Below are 20506 nucleotides of genomic sequence, written 5' to 3'. Positions count from 1 at the left end.
TTTTACTCGACATGCCTTAGAGCTAACCCACAAGCCACCATCAGTGTAGGCGCGACATTATTAATGGCATCCAAATTCACTTTTTTACCAAAAGACATATAGGATAGTGGATTTGCTACTGTAGTAGTCACTCCTAATTGCTCTTGAATAAGCGCTGCCAACCCTGGTTGCCTTGCCATTCCTCCAGCTAATAGAATATGGTCAACAAATCCATGTTGACTGGTAGAATAAAAAAACTGCAAAGTGCGTTTGATCTGCAAAAGAATCATGTCCTTAAAAGGCTCTAATACAGCAGATTCATAGTCCTCTGGTAATTTACCCTGATTTTTTAGGGCAATAGCCTGCTCTAAATTCATATGATAATGTTCTGCAATAGCTTCAACAAGCTGCATGCCACCAAATTTTTCTTCTCTTGAAAAGATTAATCGCATGCCATGCAAAGCAAATAAATGAGTGTAATTGGTTCCAATATCTACTATCGCTATAATTTTGTCTTGTCCACTTGCTGGCAATTCTTGCGCAATTTGTTGCACTGAACGTTCTACCGCATAAGATTCAACGTCAACGATTTTGGGCTCCAGGCCAGCTCTATGAGCTGCCTCGACACGACTATTAACATTTTCTGCTCTTGAAGCCACAATTAAAACATCAAGCAGCGCTGAATTCTTGGCAGAATGGCCTAACACTTCAAAATCAAGGTTTATTTCATCTATTGGGTAAGGAATATACTTATCCGCTTCAATAACAACAAGCTCTTCCATTTCCTGGTCAGTCAATCCTTCATTAATTTGCACTACTTTGCTAATAACAGCCGAATCAGGTACAGCCAATGCCACATTTTTAGATGTAAACTTCAACCTTTCTACCAATTTTTTAATACAATTCGCTACTACATCGACGTCCTTGATCATATTCCCTTCAAGAGCAGAGGCGGGTATTTCTTCACGACCATATCCTTCAACACAAACTTGCTCTCCGGAACCTGAAATTTCCAAAATTTTCACTGCTGAAGAACTAATGTCAATGCCAAGAATTGAACGATGCTTAGGTTTAAGCAATTTGAGCACTTATATAATCTCCCTGTATATTTCCCTGCAGCCCAAAAGCACTCCTAATTATTTAGAACTTATCCTAACTATTGAATAATTAATGTTAGCGTAAGCCAATATAAATTGGAATCACTTTACTTGTTACTTGGTGCAAAAGCCCTATAATCAATCTAAAATTGATACACGCATTTCTATTTCTGTCTTCAATCAATTCCCTGTCAAATTTCATGATATCAATCATCATTTCACAATCAAATCAGGTTTTATATTCTTTCAATAAAACTGTAAAACAACCTCTCTACTTGTATGATTTTTTCAAATAATGTATCAGTTAATAGGCACTTGCACTTATGCAAAACATTCAATATAGTGAAATACCAAGTTGTAGGGGATTTCCACATTTAGATTTTTAGCTTTATAAAAAGGAGCTTTACATATGACTAGGTTAGAAGAGTTACTATATACACTGACTTCCGTAATCATTCGGTATCATGACAGCCAGCCTAAAGTATTAAACAAATTAATAGTTGAAAGCAATCCCATTCTCCTAAGAAGAAAAGCACTTGCTTTGGCTAAAGAAATTATTCAGGATAAAGACGTTGAATGTAAGGGGCGCCTTGAAGAGTTAATACAAAATTGCACCAAAGGTTATCCTGACAGAAAACCATTCTTGCATTTTATTTTAAATGAGGTTCTTTTTCTAAAATCCATGCTGGATAGAAAAAATTCATTTGAGCCATCTAAACTGGAAGAATATAAAAAACAGATCACTCAACTTTTAATTGATCTCAAACAATTAATGATCACACCTAAAAGTAAAACTTACGAAGTAAAATATACTTCCGCTACTGAAAGTTCTGAAACCAGTATTTCTCTTTCAGGCGTGAAAAATGATGGATACGTTGGTGGAGAGTTTTGTAATTCAGGCAATTTGATCAAAGAAGAAGTTTTAGAGGCCTTAAACATTCATATTAATTCTAAAAATACAGCAGAATGCTCTTCTGATGAAGAAATTAAAGCCCTAGCAGAATCATTATGTTTAGAACATCAAAATGCCCTCTTGGTGCCTGAACTTTTGGAGAAAGCCCAAATATTGAGTGAAAGTAGCAAAGAGCAAGAAAAAGAACTCTTAACAAAAACACAACAAGCCGAAACAGATAAACAAGTAATCATAGAACAACAGGCTACAATTCTGGAGAAAGACAAAGAAATAGAAAAACTGAAAGAGAGAGTAAGCGAGCTAACTCGCAGCATGCCTCGCCCAGTTTTCAATCCGGTCCTGCCTTTGGGATACAGCTCTCTGTTTTTCAATACCAGGCTGGGCACCCAAGCTAAACAACAAACAACGATCGATGTGACCGATTTACCAATGGTTAAATCCTCTGAAACAACAGATACCCAGCCTAATCAATCCTTTTCTATGGGTAATGGCCATGAGGATTAAAGCCTATTGGCGCTTCCTCAATGATTATCCCCATCTGGGTGAGGCGCAAAATAGTATTTAAATCCAGTTTTTTCCCTTGCAAACCTCGCAATATTATATAGATTCACTGTATAATATTGCACTATTCACATTTAACGAAAACGAAATTCTATGAAAAAAATGGCATACTTCTGGCGTAAAGGTCTTTGGGCGCTGATGAGCCTGTTTTTTCTCCTAATAGTGGCTGGCAGCCTTCTATACCTTTATCTCGAAAGTCAATTGCCTAATGTTGATTCATTAAAAACTGTACAATTACAAGTACCATTACAGATTTTCAGCAAAGAAGGCTTATTAATTCAGGAGTACGGTGAAAAAAAACGCATTCCCGTAACTTATGATGAAATTCCCCCTACGCTCATTCATGCATTAATTGCAACAGAAGATCAACGATTTTTTGAACACCCTGGTGTAGACGTTATGGGATTGGGCCGAGCTGCCGTAAGCATGCTCAAAACCGGAACCAAATCTCAAGGCGGTAGTACGATCACCATGCAAGTAGCTCGTAATTTTTTCTTAAGCCGTAAAAAAACATTTTTACGGAAATTTAATGAAATTATGCTTGCCATCAAAATTGACAGGGAATTAAGTAAAGAAAAGATTTTGGAACTCTACTTAAACAGGGTTTACCTGGGTAATCGGGCTTACGGCGTTGGAGCAGCAGCCATGGTTTATTTTGGAAAATCCCTTAAGGACCTTAATCTGGCCGAACTGGCTATGATAGCAGGACTTCCTCAAGCCCCTTCAACTCAGAATCCTATTGCTAACCCGCTTGCTGCAAAAAAACGCCGTGACCATGTATTGGAGCGGTTACTGGAAGAGCATTATATCAATGAAGAACAATATCAAAATGCAGTCAATCAACCAATAACTGCAAAATACCATGGAACTAATATTGAGGTGAAAGCACCTTATGTTGCTGAAATGATTCGCCAGTCTTTATACGATAATTTTGGCCCTGAAGCATACACCAAGGGATATAAGGTATATACAACTATTGATGGCAAATTACAAAATACTGCCAATGAAGTGGTAGAAAAAAATCTGATTGCTTACGATCATCGGCATGGTTACAGAGGCCCAATTGCTAATATAGGTGAAAAAGACAGCCAATCGCCCAAGATTAGGCAAAAATATTTACGGCAATATCCAGAGCTGAATAGCCTGACTCCTGCAGTTGTCACTGAGGTAAGAGAAAAAGAAGCAACTGCGGCATTGCAAAACGGACAAATAATTATTATTCCCTGGGAGGGTATGTCTTGGGCCAGGCCGGCACTAAAAAGAGGAGGTTGGGTTGGAAAATCGCCAACCAAAGCACAACAAGTGGTAGCAGCAGGCGATATAATTTATGTACACTCCACGGAAAAATCCTGGCAACTCGCCCAAATTCCTGAAGCAGAATCTGCAATGGTTGCTATGAATCCTAAAAATGGCGCCATTGAAGTTTTGGTTGGAGGATTCAACTTCTCAAAAAGTAAATTCAACCGAGCTACTCAATCCAGCAGACAACCAGGCTCCAGCTTCAAACCATTTGTTTACGCTGCGGCTTTGAACAATGGTTATAATCTTGCTACTTTAATTAACGATGCCCCCATCGTTGTCGATGATCCCAGCCAACCGAATTTATGGCGACCACACAATGTGAATCTAAAATTCAATGGCCCTACACGTCTGAAGCAGGCACTAGTTCAATCTAAAAATTTGGTATCCATAAGAATTCTTGATGATATAGGTATCGATTATACGATAGATTTCTTGACTCGTTTTGGCTTTAATAAAAAGTCATTACCTAGAGCTTTATCACTTGCTTTAGGCAGTTTGTCCATTAGCCCTATGGATTTAACCACTGCTTATGCAGTCTTTGCTAATGGTGGTTATAAAGTAGAGCCCTACCTCATTGACCATATAACAGATGCTGATGGCAAAATTCTGTTACAAGCCAAACCAAGTATTGTATGTGACCCTTGCGATAAAGACAAAGTTGATGCTTCTACCTTGGCACCACGCGTTATTTCTGAAGACATTGCCTTTTTAATGAATACGGCATTACGAGATGTAATACAGCATGGCACTGGACGTGCTGCGCGAGTGTTAAATCGTCAAGACATCGCTGGTAAAACAGGAACTACTAATGATCAAGTAGATGCCTGGTTTGCCGGCTTTAATCCTAATTTGGTAGTAACAACCTGGATTGGTTTTGATAATCCCAAATCATTACATGAATATGCTGCAAATCTTGCTCTTCCGCTATGGATCGATTTTATGAAAGTAGCATTAAAAGACAAACCTGAGGTTGAGTTAAAGCAACCTGAAAATGTTATTGCTGTTCGAATAGACCCTGTTAGTGGCTTGCTCGCCAAGCCTAACCAGGAAAATGGCATTATTGAGTATTTTCGACAAAATGAAGTTCCATCAGAAGAGGATCAAGGTCCTGTCTATAATGCACATAATGATCAACAGAAAGAAGAACTAGCGCCAGTGGAAGAAAGTCTGTTTTAATTTGAAATATTCTGATGAAACCAAAAACCCGTATTCAGCTTGTAATACGGGTTTTAAACTTATCGTCCTGATAAAGCAGCTGAAGCTGGAGTGTATTCATACCCTAAATCACGGGCAACAGCTTCATAAGTGATTTTACCTTGGTGAACATTTAGACCATTAAGTAAATGCGGGTCACTTAACAAAGCCAACTTAACCCCTTTGGTGACAATACTTAAAATGAAAGGTAATGTGGCATTATTTAAAGCAAATGTTGATGTTCTGGGTACAGCACCAGGCATATTTGCCACACAATAATGCACTACATTATCGACTACATAAGTAGGCTCCTGATGGGTTGTTGCACGACTCGTCTCAAAACACCCTCCTTGATCAATAGCAACATCCACTAAAACAGATCCAGGACGCATTGAGCTTAGCATAGAGCGAGTCACTAATTTAGGGGCTGCAGCACCTGGTACTAATACAGCACCAATCACTAAATCAGCGCTGGATACATATTTTTCTATGGAATCTGCAGTAGAATAGACTGTATTAAGTTTAGAACCAAACTGAAAATCCAATTCATTTAAACGTTGTAGGGAGCGATCTAGCACAATAACACGAGCTTCCATACCCATTGCCATGCGAACAGCATTTGTTCCTACAACTCCACCACCAATGACCACTACATTGGCTGCAGCAACACCTGGTACACCGCCTAACAATATACCGCTACCCCCTTGAGCCATCTCCAAGCAATGTGCGCCGGCCTGGATTGCCATACGTCCAGCCACTTGAGACATGGGAGTAAGTAAAGGTAATCCTCCGTCATCCTGTGTTACAGTTTCATAAGCTATCGCTGTAACTCCAGACTCTTTTAATAAACGAGCTTGATGAGGATCAGGAGCCAAATGTAAGTAAGTAAATAAAGTTTGTCCTTCACGCAACCGTTTGCATTCAACAGGCTGAGGCTCTTTTACCTTGACTATTAATTCCGCATTGGCAAATACGTCATCAGCGGTATCAACCACTTCAGCCCCGGCATTTCTGTAATCATCATCCGATATGCCTATGCCAAGCCCAGCTCCCTTCTCTACCAATACATCACTTCCTGCTCTAATGATTTCTCTAACGCTCGAGGGAACAAGTCCTACTCTGTTTTCATGCGATTTGATTTCTTTTGGTACCCCTACTAACATATTGTTACCTCTTATCGATTCTTTAATTGTTCTATTAATTGTGGAACTAATTCAAACAGATCACCTACTAACCCATAATTCGCAATTTGAAAAATAGGTGCATCTGCGTCTTTATTAATTGCAACGATAACCTTTGAGTCCTTCATACCTGCCAAATGTTGAACTGCTCCAGAAATACCCACGGCAATATAAAGCATAGGAGCCACTACCTTCCCGGTTTGACCAACCTGATAATCATTAGGAACAAAACCGGAGTCGACTGCCGCTCTGGATGCCCCTACTGCTGCACCCAAAGCATCAGCTAACTCTTCAATTAGTTTGAATTTTTCTGCACTTTGCAGCCCTCTACCGCCAGAAACAACTATTTTTGCACTACCTAAATCCGGTCTCTCTGATTTACTTAATTCATGATGAATAAATTGACTCCCTTTGGCTTCAAATTCCTTATCAATGCTTTCTATGCAACATGCTTCCTGGTTTGATGTGATGGGGTCAAAAGCTGTAGTTCTAATAGTCATTACTTTTAATGGATCTAAAACACGTACAGTCTCTATAGCATTCCCAGCATAAACAGGATGCTCAAATGTATCTGAATTAATTATCTTGCTAACATCAGATATCTGGGCCACATCAAGCTGCGCAGCAACTCTGGGCAATATATTTTTCCCAAAAGTACTGGAAGGAGCTAAAATAGCACTAAATGAATTTGCAAAAGACACGACCAAATCGCTGACTGACTCAGCCAATTGATGTTCGTAACAAGGATTATCTACATGCAAAACAGCATGAGCTCCTTCCAGACTGGCTGCCTCCTCGGCTACTGAACGGCATTGATATCCAACCACTAGTAATGTAATTTTATCACCGAGTTCTAAAGCAGCAGACAGTGTATTACGGATTGCTGGATGTAACTGCTGATTATTATGTTCAACTAAAACTAAAGTGCCCATCTCTTCTCCTCAATTAAAGCACTTTGGCTTCATGTTGTAATTTATCCAACAATGCAGCCACAGAATCAAGTATGACACCACCGCTTCTTGTTGCTGGGGCATTAACCTTTAATATTTCAACGTGTTGTTTAAGAGATAAGCCAAGCGAATCCAGATCAATAATGTCAAGGGGCTTTCGCTTAGCCTTCATAATATTTGGCAAACTGGCATATCTGGGCTCATTTAAACGCAGATCGGTACTGATTACTGCTGGCAGCTGCACCTTGAGTGTCTCCAAACCACCATCAATTTCTCTCACCACTTCAAGATGATCATGATTAGGAATGAGTTTTGATGCATAGGTAGCCTGTGGCCAATTTAATAATGCAGCCAACATTTGAGGAGTTTGATTATTATCACCATCTATCGATTGTTTACCCATCAAAACCAGATCCGGTTTCTCATTAACTACGATACTGTTTAATATCTTGGCAATATTTAGACTCTCGAATAATTTTTCTGTTCGAACTAAAATGGCCCTATCCGCTCCCAAAGCTAAAGCATGCCTTAAGGTTTCCTGAGAGCTATCAGAGCCGATACTTACAGCAATTACTTCCGTTGCCCAATTTTTTTCTCGCAAACGCAATGCCTCTTCAATGGCTATTTCATCAAATGGATTCATTGCCATCTTGATGTTTTGAGTTTCAACTCCTGAATTATCCGATTTCACTCGAATCTTGACATAAGGGTCTATTACACGTTTTACAGCCACGAGTATTTTCATGGTTCCTCACTGGAATATCTAATCAGTCTGCATCTTGCCAGAGATAGGGGTACAAATTCAAGAGGTTGTTTTTAATTAGAGCATAAAGCTAATTTATTCTAATTAAGTCATACGAAATCAAGCCCTTCTCTATTTTTATCTGTCTAATAGTTTGGTGCTGATTAGGACAAAACTCAATTCATATAAAAAAATATGAGATACTTGCTTATAAACTGCTGTTAAGTTCCCTTATAAACCACCAATTGCATAGAATCAGGATCTTGTAACATGGAGATAACTTGTTCTGCTTCTTTAACTGCTTTTGCTGTATTGCTCGTAAAAACCTTAGCATCCTTCTTTATCTTATCCAGTTCTTTTTGAGCTTCTACCAATTTCTCCTCCAAAGGATTAGGAAGAGAATCCAATACTCTCATCTTGAATAAAAATGCCTCTACTTTTAAACGTTTCTCTCGACCTATTCTCAAGTCACCAAAAAATTGCTGGGCATTTAAACCAAGATAAGATTCAAGTGGAGCAGAAATGACTTTTAATTCCGGTGTCTTGAATTGCATTCCCTCGCTGGTATTATGGCTAGCCAAGATTAAATCTCTACATAAATTGGCTGCTGTATCAAACTCTGACTTTTCCTTAGTCTCAGGAGAGGGTAACATGGGTTTTAAAATTGCAGAACCGATTTGTATACTTGCATCAAGAAATTGGCGCGAGGCCCAAAAAGTCATTTCAAGCAAGCGAACTAACAGGGTAGTCGATGCAGTTGCAGTAATAATACTGATTTCTTGCAACGTACTGCCTATTTTTTTTAACTGACTGGATTCAGTACTCTCCAGATACTGCCCTCCTTTCAATAAAATAAAATAGAGCGCATAAATAGCAAACAATTCTTCTGCAAAAAGAAAAGTACCATAGCTGGCAAATACTACTGGAATAAATCGAAGTAAAACTCTGAGTCCTTTAGGTTTTATTTTACCAGTATCATCAAAAAAACCACTGGATTGATCTAATAAATCAATCAAACTGTCACAAAAGCTCTGGCCAGAATAGGTGGTCGCCTTGGATCTTAAACTCTCCAGCCATTGTTTAAAATCATCCTTGCTTTTGATATCTCCTAAACCACTGTCTTTGAATTTTTCAGGTGAAATTAACTTTTCATAACACAAACCAAGTATCTTGAAACATGCTCCATTATTCATGCTCTGAGATAAATTCTTCTCAAGCCAAGCCACTTCTGGCGAAAACCCTGAAGTATGATCAGGGTGAAAGCAGAGAGTTAGTCTTTTATAATTTTTAACGATTTTTTCTTTTTCCGGCCCATCTATCAATAATTGCTGGTTAACAAATCTTGCAAAATCTCTTTCCAATCTCAATAAGGTATCCTTATCTAGTTGGGATTTATAACAATTATTAGTTGTATCCCACTCCGCATACAATCTTACAAAATCTTTTAATTCCCTTTCTATAGTCATAATTACTCCCTTAATAAACTTGACTACAATTTATAGAGTCTAATTTACTTTATTGAGATAGTGATTCCTTTGCAAATACCGTGTAAATAAACCAACAACCAACATACTGATATAAAATCCAGCCATAACATCACTTAAATAATGATGATATAAAATAACCCTGGTAGCAGCGACAAGCAATGCTACTCCGATAAGTAGGAAAAAATATCTTGGAAAGAGAAACCCGAGTCCCGCGGCCAAAGCAGTTATAGTAATAGAATGGCCTGACGGAAATGACCAATAATTGTCATTGAGTTGAAACCAATAAAACCCATAGAGGCTATTATCAAACAAGAGATCTGGTCGAGCGCGGCTAAGGCTGATTTTTAATACAAAAGTCAATAAATTAGGTAGCAAAACACAACCCAATAAATACCAGGACCTGATTTCATACTTTTTATTTTGCTGAATGTATCGAAAATATAATGCTGTGATTAAAAACAATACCACATAAATCTTCCATTTTCCCAAAGCCGTCAAGTATGTTAACGCATGAAAATTTACTCGAAGATCGAGTTTATGGAAATAAATGGCTAATGCCCTGTCTACAAAATAATAAGAGAGAATGACAAGGGTAATATAGGTTATTATTACCCAGATTTTTGTCATGAAATTAAAAGTTTTCTCGAATTGCGTCATCAAAACCAAGCCTTATAAATCCTCATATCTAATGGAATCATATAAGATGCTTTCGATTTAGCCAAGACCCCATGTTATTAATAAATAGTTAGGGGCTGTTGATATTTCGTTAGCTTGCGCCGAAAGTCAAAGCTTTTCGGCCAATATAGTAGAAATGTCAATAGACTCTAGCAGTCACACAATTTTTCATCAACCCTTGTTATTAACGAGTAGAATTCGTTAAAATCAGGATCTTTATTAAATACATCAGAATATTAATGCCAGAATTCACGTTAATCCAACAGATATGTATTTGGGCTTTACCAGTATTGTTAGCTATTACTTTTCATGAGTTAGCTCATGGTTATGTTGCCTACCGCTGCGGTGACAACACAGCTAAAATGTTTGGTCGTTTGACATTAAACCCCATCAAACACATTGATCCAATCGGTACCGTTCTATTACCCCTTTTAATTGGCGTGATAACAAACTTCAATTTCGTAATTGGCTATGCAAAACCGGTTCCAGTTAACCAAAGTCAACTCCGAAAACCACGCCGAGATATGATATTGGTAACGCTTGCAGGGCCATTGACTAATCTGATAATGGCATTCCTATGGGCTGGATGTTTTAAATTAGCAACATTCTTAAACCCTCAAAGTTCAATGGCTGCTTTATTTCTACTTGTTACAGCCAGAGCGGGAATGATGATCAATTTGATTCTTGCCTTTTTAAACTTAATCCCTATTCCTCCCCTTGACGGCAGCAAAGTCGTAATAAATCTATTGCCAGCAAAACAAGCTATCGCCTATGCCAAATTAGAACCATTTGGTTTTCTAATATTGATTGTATTAATTTTTACTAATGTATTGGGATATATACTCACTCCCCTCATCTATGGTTCGTTATATGTTTTAAGCGCGATTTTTAATTTATGAACATTTTAGCAGATGCTTTATTGCCGGGATTGGATAGTGCTTTTCCACCGCCATTTAACCTGACCTTGTATCATAATGCTGATGAAGTTCCAGAGTTACTTCATCATAAGGATATTCTTCTTTGTCGTTCAACACTAAAAATCAATAGTGTTTTACTAAAAAACCATCAAATAAGAGTTGTCGCAACCGCAACCAGTGGAACCGATCATATTGATTTTCCTTTTCTAGAATCGCAAAACATATCTATTATTGATGCCAAAGGATGCAATGCCATATCAGTTGCTGACTACGTTGTTGCTTGCCTTGCCTATTTAGATAAACAACAACTTATTCAAGGTAAAACTGCAGGAATTATTGGCTTAGGGCAAGTAGGTACTAAAGTTTATGAACGACTAAATGCTGCCAAATTTCAGTTATGCCTTTATGATCCACCCAAAGCAACCAGAGATACTTCTTTTCAAAGTTGCTCTCTTGAAGATCTTTATGAATGTGACCTCTTATGTGTCCATGCTGAATTACATAGCAACGCGCCCTACCCAAGCCTTAATTTAATTAATCAGGATTTCCTCAAGAAATTAAAACCTGGCTGTATCATCATCAATGCTTCCCGAGGAGGTATCGTTAATGAACAAGCCCTTTTGCATCTTGGCTCTACCTTGCTTTATTGTACTGATGTCTATAATAACGAACCTCATATAGATAACCGGATTGTCTCCAAAGCGACTCTTTGCACACCACATATTGCAGGACACAGCCTCGAAGCTAAATTCGCTGCAGTCGCAATTATAAGTCGGAAATTGCATCAAATGCATGGTCTTCCATACCCCCAATTTGCAACCCCTGAAAAACCTTATAGATTAAATGAAAGCAGCGATTGGAGAGAGTTGGCTTTATCAATTTATAACCCAATTCATGAAACATTACAGTTAAAACAGACTGAGAATCTTTCCACAGCATTCTTGACTCTTCGCAAAAATCATCATCAACGTCATGATTTCACAACTTATTTTGATTCTGATTTAATAAAAAAATATCCCTTATTAGGTCAAGGCGTAAGCGCCTGTTTCTCATAATTATAATTAATCCCTCTCCTGGAATTTTAATTATTCATCAAACGTCTTACTACCTCCTGATCAGAAAAAACATGTTTTGTATTCCCAATCTGCTGATACGATTCATGTCCTTTTCCTGCAATTAATATGATATCGTTATGTTCGGCCTTTCTTAAAGCATAAGCAATTGCTTCTTCCCTATTCACCAGTTTAGAGACGGGCGCAGAGGCAGGAATGCCACAAGCAATTTCATTTAAAATAATTTCCGGATCTTCACTTCTTGGATTATCACTGGTAATTACAATATTATCGGCGTACATGCTGGCTGCTTTTCCCATAATAGGCCGCTTGGTTTTATCCCTGTCGCCGCCACAACCAAATACAACCCACAACTTCCCTTTGTTTATTTGTTTTAAAGTGATAAGAGCTTTTTCCAACGCATCGGGGGTATGAGCATAATCAACAAGAACATAAGGAGATTGAGCTACAATTTCCATCCGACCAGGAGCGGCTTTTAATTCGGCCATAACTTGCACCACTTTTTCTGGCTTATACCCACTGGCGAGCAAGCTGCTAAAAACAGCCAAGCTATTATAAATATTAAATTTTCCCAGTGCTTTAATCTTTAGAAGATAGTGCCCCCAAGGAGACTTGACTTCAATTTCTGTTCCTGTGATATCCATATTCCATTGGAGTGCTTGCACATCGCAGTTTTGATGCATGCCATAAGTCACTTTTTTTACATGGGTCTTTAGTACATTACTCATGAGATCTTGAAAATCATCATCCTGATTAATAATAGCCCATTGCAGCTCCGCTCGTTCAAACAACCTGGATTTTGCAGCCCCATAAGCTTGCATAGTTTGGTGATAATCCAAATGATCGAGCGTTAAATTGGTAAAGATAGCCTGGCTAAATTCCAGAGAATCCACTCTATGCTGGCTCAATGCATGGGAAGATACTTCCATGCAAACCTGTTTAATGCCCGCCTCTTTATATTGATGCATTAACCTCTGCAAGCAAAGAGCATCTGGCGTAGTATTTTCCAAAGGTTTTAAGGCATCCACCTTGCCCTGCCCTATAGTCCCAATGTAAGCCGAGCGCTGCCCGAGTAAATCATGTGCTTGTGCCAACTGATAAGCAATAGTCGTCTTACCATTAGTACCAGTTACCCCCGTTAAATCAAGAAATTTGGAGGGGTTATTAAAAAACCTTTTTGCTATTTCTCCTAATTTTTCAGCCAATTGGGGAATAGCTATACAGGGAATTGCTGTTGGTAACATAATTCCACGGGGTAACATATCGGGCTCATAAACCACAGCTACAGCGCCTGATGCCACTGCTTTTTCTATATATAATCGACCATCGGAAACTGCCCCAGGATAAGCGACGAATAAATCCCCTTTTTTCACCAGGCGACTGTCATTTTTTATGTCACTAACAGTACCATCAATAATGTCCTTTTTAATCCACGGCTCTAATAATTGAGTTAGTTTCACAAAGTTGGCTCCTATTCTCTTTAACTAACCAGCTCATCAGTTGGAATATTAAATAAGCGTAAAGCACCTGACATGACTTTTGCAAATAACGGTGCTGCCACAGAGGCAGCATAATAACCTTTTCGCGAAGGCTCATGAATAATAACAGCCACTACAAATTTTGGTTTGGAAACCGGCGCTATACCAATAAAACTGGCAGTGTATTTTCTGTCTTTATAGCCATTTTTCCCGGCAACTCGCGCTGTTCCAGTTTTTCCAGCTACCCTATAACCCGGAATCTTTGCTCCCTTACCTGTCCCTTTATCCATAACCGCTTCCATCATCAATAATACATTTTCAGCAGTTTTAGGTTGCATAACCTGAATACCATTACCGGGAGTATCATTGTGAATCAAAGTCACAGGTATTAATCGCCCCTTATTTGCAAAAATTAAATTGGCCTTGGCTAATTGAAGTGCAGTAACAGACAAGCCATAACCGAAACCCAATGTAGCTAAAACGAACGGGTTTGCATCCTTGGCTTTTACTATCCCCCCTTCACTTTCCCCTGGATATGCCAATTCAGAGCGTTGCCCAAATCCACATTTTTGTAAAAATCCGATTAATTGTTCAGCTGGACTGGATAATACCATTTTAGTAACACCCACATTACTGGAATGTTGCAATATTCCGGTAACATCTAAAACACCATAATTATGGATATCTCTTACTGTTCGGCCATGAACAGTCATCCATCCCGGGTTAGTATCAATAATGGTATCAGGAGTAAATAAGCCGGTTTCCAAGGCACTGGCGATACTGAATGATTTAATAACAGACCCAGGTTCAAAAGTATCGGTTAACGCTCTGTTTCGATAGGTTTCCTTATCATAATGCCCACGAGCGTTAGGATTATAAGATGGAACATTAGCCACAGCCAGAATCTCGCCATTTTCAGCATCAATTACAACGACTGACCCAGATTTGGCAGAAAACTCTTCGACCGTTTTACCTAGTTCGCTGTATGCTAAATATTGTAATCGTCTATCTATACTCAAAGTTAACTCATGTCCCGGGCGTGGTTCCTTCAAAACACCCAAGTCTTCGACAACTCTTCCTAATCGGTCTTTGATTACTCTCTTTTTGCCAACAACACCCATAAGCCAATCTTGATAGGCCAGCTCAATTCCCTCCAGGCCTTGATCATCGACATTGGTAAATCCAATTAATGGAGAAATGCTATCTGAATCTGGATAATAACGCTTGAATTCTTTTTGAAAATTAACACCCGGGATTTTTAAAGCCTCTATCTTTTTCGAAAGTGTTGGAGGTATCTGTCTTTGTAAATAAACAAATTCGCGATTTTCAGCTTGGACAATTTTTCTACTTAACTCTTTAGGTGCCAAATTCAGGTATTTAGCTAACTGCATAAACTGTTCTTCATCTGGAGAAAATTCCTTTGGGTTAACCCAAACTGATTCAACTGGTGTACTCACTGCAAGCGGAGTGCCATTTCTATCAGTAATCATACCTCGATAGGCAGGGATATCTATAACTCGGATGCTGCGCGCATCGCCCTGGCCCTGCAAAAACTGCCTATGCAGAACAGTAAGATCAACCATTCTCCATATCAAAATAGCCAAAATCAATGAGAAAAAAACAGCGACAGTAACCAATCTGGCAAAATGGTGTGTTTTTTTCATATATGACTACTCATAAATAGTATTAACTATGCACGCAACAAAAAATTAGTGAAAATCTATCTGAAATCTCTTCCTCAAAATTACCTTAAGCTAAACTTAAGGTACCTATACCTGCCTGGGATTTATCAGGTTATTTTACACTTAGTCTTCCATGACGCCCTGGAAAGAAGATTAATGATGTGTAAGTGTACATGAAGCTTTCAATTTTTTCGAGGTGATTTCCTCCGCAATGCAGGGCAAAATCATATTTTGATTATATAATGCAAAATCTGGAAACACTTTAACTACTCCAAAATGACGCACTTATTGAGGATGCAGTAAGTACGTATTCGCTGAAGTTGGTAAAGTCATTCCCAATTTTTCTCTGGCTAATTCCTCAACCCGAGCTGGAGTTGCCAAACTGGCCTGCTCCAATAATAATTGCCCCCATTGCAATTGTAAAAAATGGGTTTGCTGTTCCTCTTGTTGTACCTGGCTCAGAGTTAATCGGTAGGAATTAGTGCTATATATGACTGCAAAAGCACTGACTAGTACGGCAGCTAACAATACTATCAACATATAGAGTGATTTTGACATTTGCATATCTGCCAATTGACCATTAAATAAATTACCTTGATTAATGACTTTCGCTGCAGCGTTCATGCTAATTTCTCCCCTATCCTAAGTACTGCACTTCGAGATCTAACATTTTCCTTTATTTCGTCACTCTGTGGTTTCACTGCTTTACCTACTTTTTTAAAATTGGTCTTTAGTTCTTCATATTTGATTGGAACTTCAGCGGGCGGCCTATTGCCTTGCTCCTTATCTCTCATAAATTGTTTGACTATTCGGTCTTCCAAAGAGTGAAAACTGATAACCGCAAGACGTCCTCCGGGACCCAGTACCTCCAAACATTGCTCTAAACAATTACTCAAATCTGTTAATTCCTGATTGACATGTATTCGAATCGCTTGAAATACCCGTGTCGCGGGATGTTTGTGTTTTTCCCATTTGGGATTTGCTTCTTTAACTATTTCTGCCAATTGCAAAGTGGTTGTTATCGGTTTTAGTTTTCTTGCATCAACAATAGCTTTTGCAATTCTGCCTGCGAATCGTTCCTCACCATAAGTCCTGAATACATGAGCCAGTTCGTTGACTTCTGCTTCGTTGATAAAATTGGCCGCACTAATTGATTGAGTTAAATCCATTCGCATATCGAGAGGACCTTGCAGCATAAAACTAAAGCCTCTTTCTGGATTGTCCAACTGAGGCGAAGACACCCCAAGATCAAGTAAAATACCATCAACCGCTCCAAGTACTCCTGCTTGAGATGCAAATTCCTTGATATTTGCGAACGAGCCGTGAAAAATTTGAAATCGTTTGTCCAAACCAAAATAATCCTTGGCGTATTGGATCGCATCGAGATCCTTATCTATCGCAAACAATCTTCCTTTGTCGCTTAAATGATTTAAAATCTCGCGGCTATGGCCACCTCGACCAAAAGTTCCATCAAAATAGATACCGTCAGCTTTTATAGCCAGGCCTTTGATTGATTCATGTAATAAAACAGATTGATGCTTCGCCATTTCTCTTTCCGTTATAAAGAAAACGTTTTCATTTCCTCAGGCAACCCATCCGTCATGGAGGCTTCTTCTGCTAGCCATTGCTCACGTTTGGATTCCCATAATTCTTTATTCCAAACCTCAAATTTATTTCCCTGGCCTATCATCACGACATCTTTTTCTAACTTTGCATAATTTCTTAAAACTGTTGGCAAAAGTACTCGTCCATTCGTATCAACCTCTACATCAGTAGCGTGTCCAATTAACAGGCGTTGAATTCGTCTTGCTGCAGCATTGAAACTAGGTAGCTTTTGCAAATTGTCTTCAATAATTTGCCATTGTGCTGCCGTGTAAAGGAGCAAACAGGTTTCTTCTGTATCAATAGTCACCACGAGAGGAATTTTATCCTCTACACCCAAGGCACTTCTGTAACGCGTCGGAATAGCTAGGCGTCCTTTAGTGTCTATAGTGATGGCATTAATTCCACGAAACATATTTTTTCCCAAGTGAAGGAGAATTACTCTCCCACAATTCTCCACTTTTTTATTATTTTAACCCACTTTTCTACACTATAGGAACACATTTCTACACACGTCAAGCTGAAATACCACTTTTAAGTTAATTTTTTTATGAATTAAATGGGGAAAGACAAAATTTGCCATTAATTTATTCTTAAAGAAAAAATAATGACCAGTCATGTATGAGTTGTTACTAAACCTCTTACATAACCTGATTATTTTGTTTTAGAGACAGTTATGCAGGAAGTCTATTTAGAAGAGGTAAATCTGATATCAACAAAAACATTTCACTGTTCAGGCAGTATTCATCATAGCTGCTAATCGTATCCCCTGGAGAACTAAATCTGGCACAAGATGGTCATAAAGACCCTGCTTATCAAATAAAGAAGCAAATCCTCCAGTTGCTAAAATTAGTGTTTTATCACCATCGAAAGCTTCATGATGTATTCTTTGAATTAATTCTTTACATGCTCCAAGGACACCATAGTATACTCCAGACTGAATGCTTTCTATGGTAGAACGCCCTACCACACTCTCAGTCTTGATAATTTCAACAGAAGGTAGTTTTGCAGTATTTTTTGACAAAGCGTCGGCAGATAATCTAAGACCTGGCAAAATCGCACCGCCTAAATACGCTTTTTTATGAGAAATAGCACAAAAAGTAGTTGCTGTACCAAAATCAATAACAATAATATTTTGATTAGGAAAACTATGAGTGGCAGCAATAGCATTTGCAATTCGGTCGGCTCCAACCTCAATCGGATTTCTATATTTGATATTCAATCCAGTCTTAACCCCTGCCTGCAATAAAAACGGATCTATTGAAAAATACTTCATACAGGCTGAGCGCAATGAATAATCTACTTGAGGCACTACTGAACAAATAGCAATTTTTCTAATTGTCTCAGGAGAGCAATTATTTTCACGTAAAACACTTTTAAGAAAAATGCCCAATTCATCCGAAGTACTTACCTTGGAAGTATGACGAAACCTTAGTTTAATCTCATCTCCATCAAATACTCCACCATATATATGAGAGTTTCCTACATCAATACACAGCATCATTATTAAGATCTACTTTTTAAATGGCATAATTAGTAATTGGTGATTATAGGTCTTAGACTATATTTCAGCAATCCCGGAAAGAAATAGCCATGGATTGAGATCATCTATACTCTCAATTCAAATTATTGCCGAATCCACTTCGGGTCTAATCCACCCAAATTTTAGCAGGACTTCTTACGAAAAATTTTTGTCCTTTTATCTGAACGAGATCATAAAATCATCCAATAAAAAACCCCGCATAAGCGGGGGAGTAGTGGAGAAACTTTACTTATTAATAAGGTTTAACAATTACCGAAGTTCCGACATCAATAAAGTTTTGATTTAACCATTTTGCTGCGCTTGGTAAAACCCGAATACAACCGTGACTTGCGTTATAGTTTGGAACTTCATAGGCGGCATGTATCGAATAACCACCATGAAAATGCATACAATAGGGCATCTTTGCCCCGCCACCAGTTTCTATTGGATAAATACTGGAGGTACACTCTTCCCCTTTCTTGGAGTAAACTCTAAAGCTGCCTGTTACAGTCCTACAGGGCCTACCAACGTCCTCACAAAAATCTTTTCCTCCTGAAGCACTACCGGTTTTAACTCGATTGCCCTGGGCATCGTAAGCCGCCCAAGCAGTAGCCTTAGGATCGAAAATAAATACCTTTTTACCTGTGGCTTGTCTTTTCTCAGGAAAATAACTAGAACCCTTTCTATCGGATTCCATACTCATCGTGTAATGGGTATAGCCAGCATCATCGACTATAGCCGTTGATCTATCCATGGATGCACAAGAGGCAGCCAAGACACAAACTGGAACTAACAGTATTTGTTTTTTCACTTTCTATCTCCCTCTTTATCTTTTTAACTATATCGGGAGCATTTTGAATAAGTTTAGGCTTTTTTATAAAAATTTTTTACTGTTTGTATTTTTTATGATCCAAAAGATCTTTTAATAGCCCTTTTTGATCCTGCTTGGGAACCATCGCAATAATGGCTAAAATCAGCTGTTTATCAGTACACTCAAAGCATCCCCCTCTGGGAGGCATAGCATTAAACCCTTCATCAGTGTGTTTAAAAAGAACATCCATTCCTTGTTTCAATCTTGCCCTCCATTCACCTTCATTTCCAATTTCAGGAGCTCCTAAAGAAATCAAAGGTTTTGTTCCATGGCAATTAACACAAAAATGATTAAAAATTTTTTCTCCTTCATCTTTTGTACCAGCAATAGATTTTAGAAACTCTCGAGGATGATGACTTTCAGAGTACCCTGGCATCGCAAACATAAATAAAATCAATATACAAACAAAATAACAAGGTCTCATGATATACTCCTAAAAATTGGCGCAATACTTGCTAGGGACACAGTACGTTTCAATATAAAAAATCAATGGACTAAGGGAGTTTATGTCGTGAAAAAGTGCATACTAAGCTTTTTCTTATTTTTTGCAAGCACCAGCTTATTTTCAGAATCAAGTCAATCTCTCGAATTATTGAAAAATAAAATAGAACAATACGTCCTCAATGAGTTATCAAACTATACTGAAGGTAAAATTCAGGTTACAGCGGATAATATTGATCCTCGCCTAAACTTAAAAGCTTGCGATGATAATAAACTCGAGGTATTCAATCCTTATCAAACATCCATGCTCAATACCAGTACAATGGGCATCAAATGTTTGGAAGAAAACAATCACTGGACCTTGTACATACCTGTCAAAGTAACCATATTAAAATCTGTGCTTGTAGCAAAACGAGCTTTACTAAAGGGTACAAAAATTAGTAATTCAGATATATATCAAACCGAGCTTGATGTTCAAAAACTGAAACAGGGATATTTCACTGACAGTAAAGAGCTTATTGGATTGGTTTGCAAACATGATATCACTCCTAATAGCCCACTTAACCCTTACAATATTGAATTAGCGAAATTGGTCCATAAAGGAGAACAAGTATCCATAATAGCCTCTAATGACAACTTAACAGTGAGCATGGACGGAATTGCAATGAATGAGGGAGCGCTAGGCGACTCTGTAAAAGTAAAAAATCTTTCCTCAAAACGAATTATTGAAGCTCAAGTCACCGGAAAAAAAACTGTGAAAGTTACTTTTTAACTAATGCTTTAATTTTTAAGAAAAATTTTGAAAAAAAAATTAAAAATCAACCTTTATTTACTAAAGA

19 protein-coding genes are annotated in these 20506 nt (G+C 38.2%); 5 read left to right on the top strand and 14 right to left on the bottom strand.

What is annotated here, in order from left to right; all coding sequences use genetic code 11:
- Positions 1-2 precede the first annotated feature (2 nt).
- Positions 3-1067, bottom strand: coding sequence for a type IV pilus assembly protein PilM (gene pilM / locus CC34_RS0103525; protein ID WP_028379151.1), 1065 nt, complete (start codon positions 1065-1067; stop codon positions 3-5).
- Positions 1068-1485: 418 nt separating this feature from the next.
- Between pilM and ravI the strand changes: the two genes are divergently transcribed.
- Positions 1486-2493 (top strand): Dot/Icm T4SS effector RavI, encoded by a 1008-nt coding sequence (ravI, locus tag CC34_RS0103520; protein WP_027227632.1) that lies wholly within the window; start codon positions 1486-1488, stop codon positions 2491-2493.
- A 150-nt stretch (positions 2494-2643) separates the two neighbouring features.
- A complete protein-coding gene (locus CC34_RS0103515; RefSeq protein ID WP_028377946.1) occupies positions 2644-5028 on the top strand; it encodes a penicillin-binding protein 1A in 2385 nt (794 codons plus the stop codon).
- Between the two features lie 59 nt (positions 5029-5087).
- Here the strand turns inward: CC34_RS0103515 and ald are convergent, their stop codons facing one another.
- The 5 genes from ald to CC34_RS0103490 all read right to left on the bottom strand — a co-directional run bounded on the left by ald (position 5088) and on the right by CC34_RS0103490 (position 10063).
- Complete coding sequence (gene ald, locus CC34_RS0103510) at positions 5088-6209, bottom strand: alanine dehydrogenase (RefSeq protein WP_027227630.1); 1122 nt, start codon at positions 6207-6209, stop codon at positions 5088-5090.
- 11 nt (positions 6210-6220) lie between these two features.
- The gene (locus CC34_RS0103505; RefSeq protein ID WP_028379150.1) at positions 6221-7159 is read right to left on the bottom strand and encodes an electron transfer flavoprotein subunit alpha/FixB family protein; all 939 of its coding nucleotides are present in this window, start codon (positions 7157-7159) and stop codon (positions 6221-6223) included.
- A gap of 13 nt (positions 7160-7172) precedes the next feature.
- A complete protein-coding gene (locus CC34_RS0103500; RefSeq protein WP_027227628.1) occupies positions 7173-7922 on the bottom strand; it encodes an electron transfer flavoprotein subunit beta/FixA family protein in 750 nt (249 codons plus the stop codon).
- Between the two features lie 218 nt (positions 7923-8140).
- A complete protein-coding gene (locus CC34_RS0103495; RefSeq protein ID WP_027227627.1) occupies positions 8141-9385 on the bottom strand; it encodes a hypothetical protein in 1245 nt (414 codons plus the stop codon).
- 39 nt (positions 9386-9424) lie between these two features.
- The gene (locus CC34_RS0103490) at positions 9425-10063 is read right to left on the bottom strand and encodes a phosphatase PAP2 family protein (RefSeq protein ID WP_027227626.1); all 639 of its coding nucleotides are present in this window, start codon (positions 10061-10063) and stop codon (positions 9425-9427) included.
- Between the two features lie 257 nt (positions 10064-10320).
- Between CC34_RS0103490 and CC34_RS0103485 the strand changes: the two genes are divergently transcribed.
- Both CC34_RS0103485 and CC34_RS0103480 read left to right on the top strand, forming a co-directional pair.
- Entirely contained in the window at positions 10321-10980 is a 660-nt protein-coding gene (locus CC34_RS0103485; protein ID WP_027227625.1) for a site-2 protease family protein, read from the top strand.
- A complete protein-coding gene (locus CC34_RS0103480; protein WP_027227624.1) occupies positions 10977-12053 on the top strand; it encodes a 4-phosphoerythronate dehydrogenase in 1077 nt (358 codons plus the stop codon). The genes CC34_RS0103485 and CC34_RS0103480 overlap by 4 nt, the downstream gene beginning before the upstream one ends.
- A gap of 26 nt (positions 12054-12079) precedes the next feature.
- Here CC34_RS0103480 and CC34_RS0103475 read toward each other — a convergent pair whose 3' ends face one another.
- The 8 genes from CC34_RS0103475 to CC34_RS0103440 form a co-directional block, all read right to left on the bottom strand.
- On the bottom strand, positions 12080-13531 hold the full coding sequence (locus CC34_RS0103475) for a UDP-N-acetylmuramoyl-L-alanyl-D-glutamate--2,6-diaminopimelate ligase (RefSeq protein WP_028379149.1): 1452 nt from the start codon (positions 13529-13531) through the stop codon (positions 12080-12082).
- A 20-nt stretch (positions 13532-13551) separates the two neighbouring features.
- Positions 13552-15213 carry a peptidoglycan D,D-transpeptidase FtsI family protein gene (locus CC34_RS0103470; protein ID WP_028377945.1) on the bottom strand — a complete coding sequence of 554 codons (1662 nt, stop codon included), beginning with the start codon at positions 15211-15213 and terminating at the stop codon, positions 13552-13554.
- 303 nt (positions 15214-15516) lie between these two features.
- Positions 15517-15855: a cell division protein FtsL gene (gene ftsL, locus CC34_RS0103465; protein WP_011213345.1), complete on the bottom strand. Its 339-nt coding sequence runs from the start codon at positions 15853-15855 to the stop codon at positions 15517-15519.
- A complete protein-coding gene (rsmH, locus tag CC34_RS0103460; RefSeq protein WP_027227621.1) occupies positions 15852-16778 on the bottom strand; it encodes a 16S rRNA (cytosine(1402)-N(4))-methyltransferase RsmH in 927 nt (308 codons plus the stop codon). Before rsmH ends, ftsL begins: the two co-directional genes overlap by 4 nt.
- Positions 16779-16789: 11 nt before the next feature.
- Positions 16790-17248, bottom strand: a complete 459-nt coding sequence (gene mraZ / locus CC34_RS0103455) for a division/cell wall cluster transcriptional repressor MraZ (protein WP_028379148.1) — start codon at positions 17246-17248, stop codon at positions 16790-16792.
- Positions 17249-17566: 318 nt separating this feature from the next.
- Entirely contained in the window at positions 17567-18337 is a 771-nt protein-coding gene (locus CC34_RS0103450; protein WP_027227619.1) for a type III pantothenate kinase, read from the bottom strand.
- Positions 18338-18608: 271 nt separating this feature from the next.
- The gene (locus tag CC34_RS0103445) at positions 18609-19166 is read right to left on the bottom strand and encodes a L,D-transpeptidase (protein ID WP_010946645.1); all 558 of its coding nucleotides are present in this window, start codon (positions 19164-19166) and stop codon (positions 18609-18611) included.
- 76 nt (positions 19167-19242) lie between these two features.
- Positions 19243-19650, bottom strand: coding sequence for a c-type cytochrome (locus CC34_RS0103440; RefSeq protein WP_027227618.1), 408 nt, complete (start codon positions 19648-19650; stop codon positions 19243-19245).
- Between the two features lie 87 nt (positions 19651-19737).
- Between CC34_RS0103440 and flgA the strand changes: the two genes are divergently transcribed.
- Positions 19738-20439, top strand: a complete 702-nt coding sequence (flgA, locus tag CC34_RS0103435; protein ID WP_027227617.1) for a flagellar basal body P-ring formation chaperone FlgA — start codon at positions 19738-19740, stop codon at positions 20437-20439.
- The last annotated feature ends 67 nt before the right edge of the window (positions 20440-20506 follow it).

The organism is Legionella pneumophila subsp. fraseri (genome assembly GCF_000586315.1).
In the GTDB taxonomy this organism is placed as follows: Bacteria; Pseudomonadota; Gammaproteobacteria; order Legionellales; family Legionellaceae; genus Legionella; species Legionella pneumophila_B.
The sequence above is the reverse complement of the archived record's forward strand: the minus strand, read 5'-3'. Positions and strand labels throughout refer to the sequence as shown.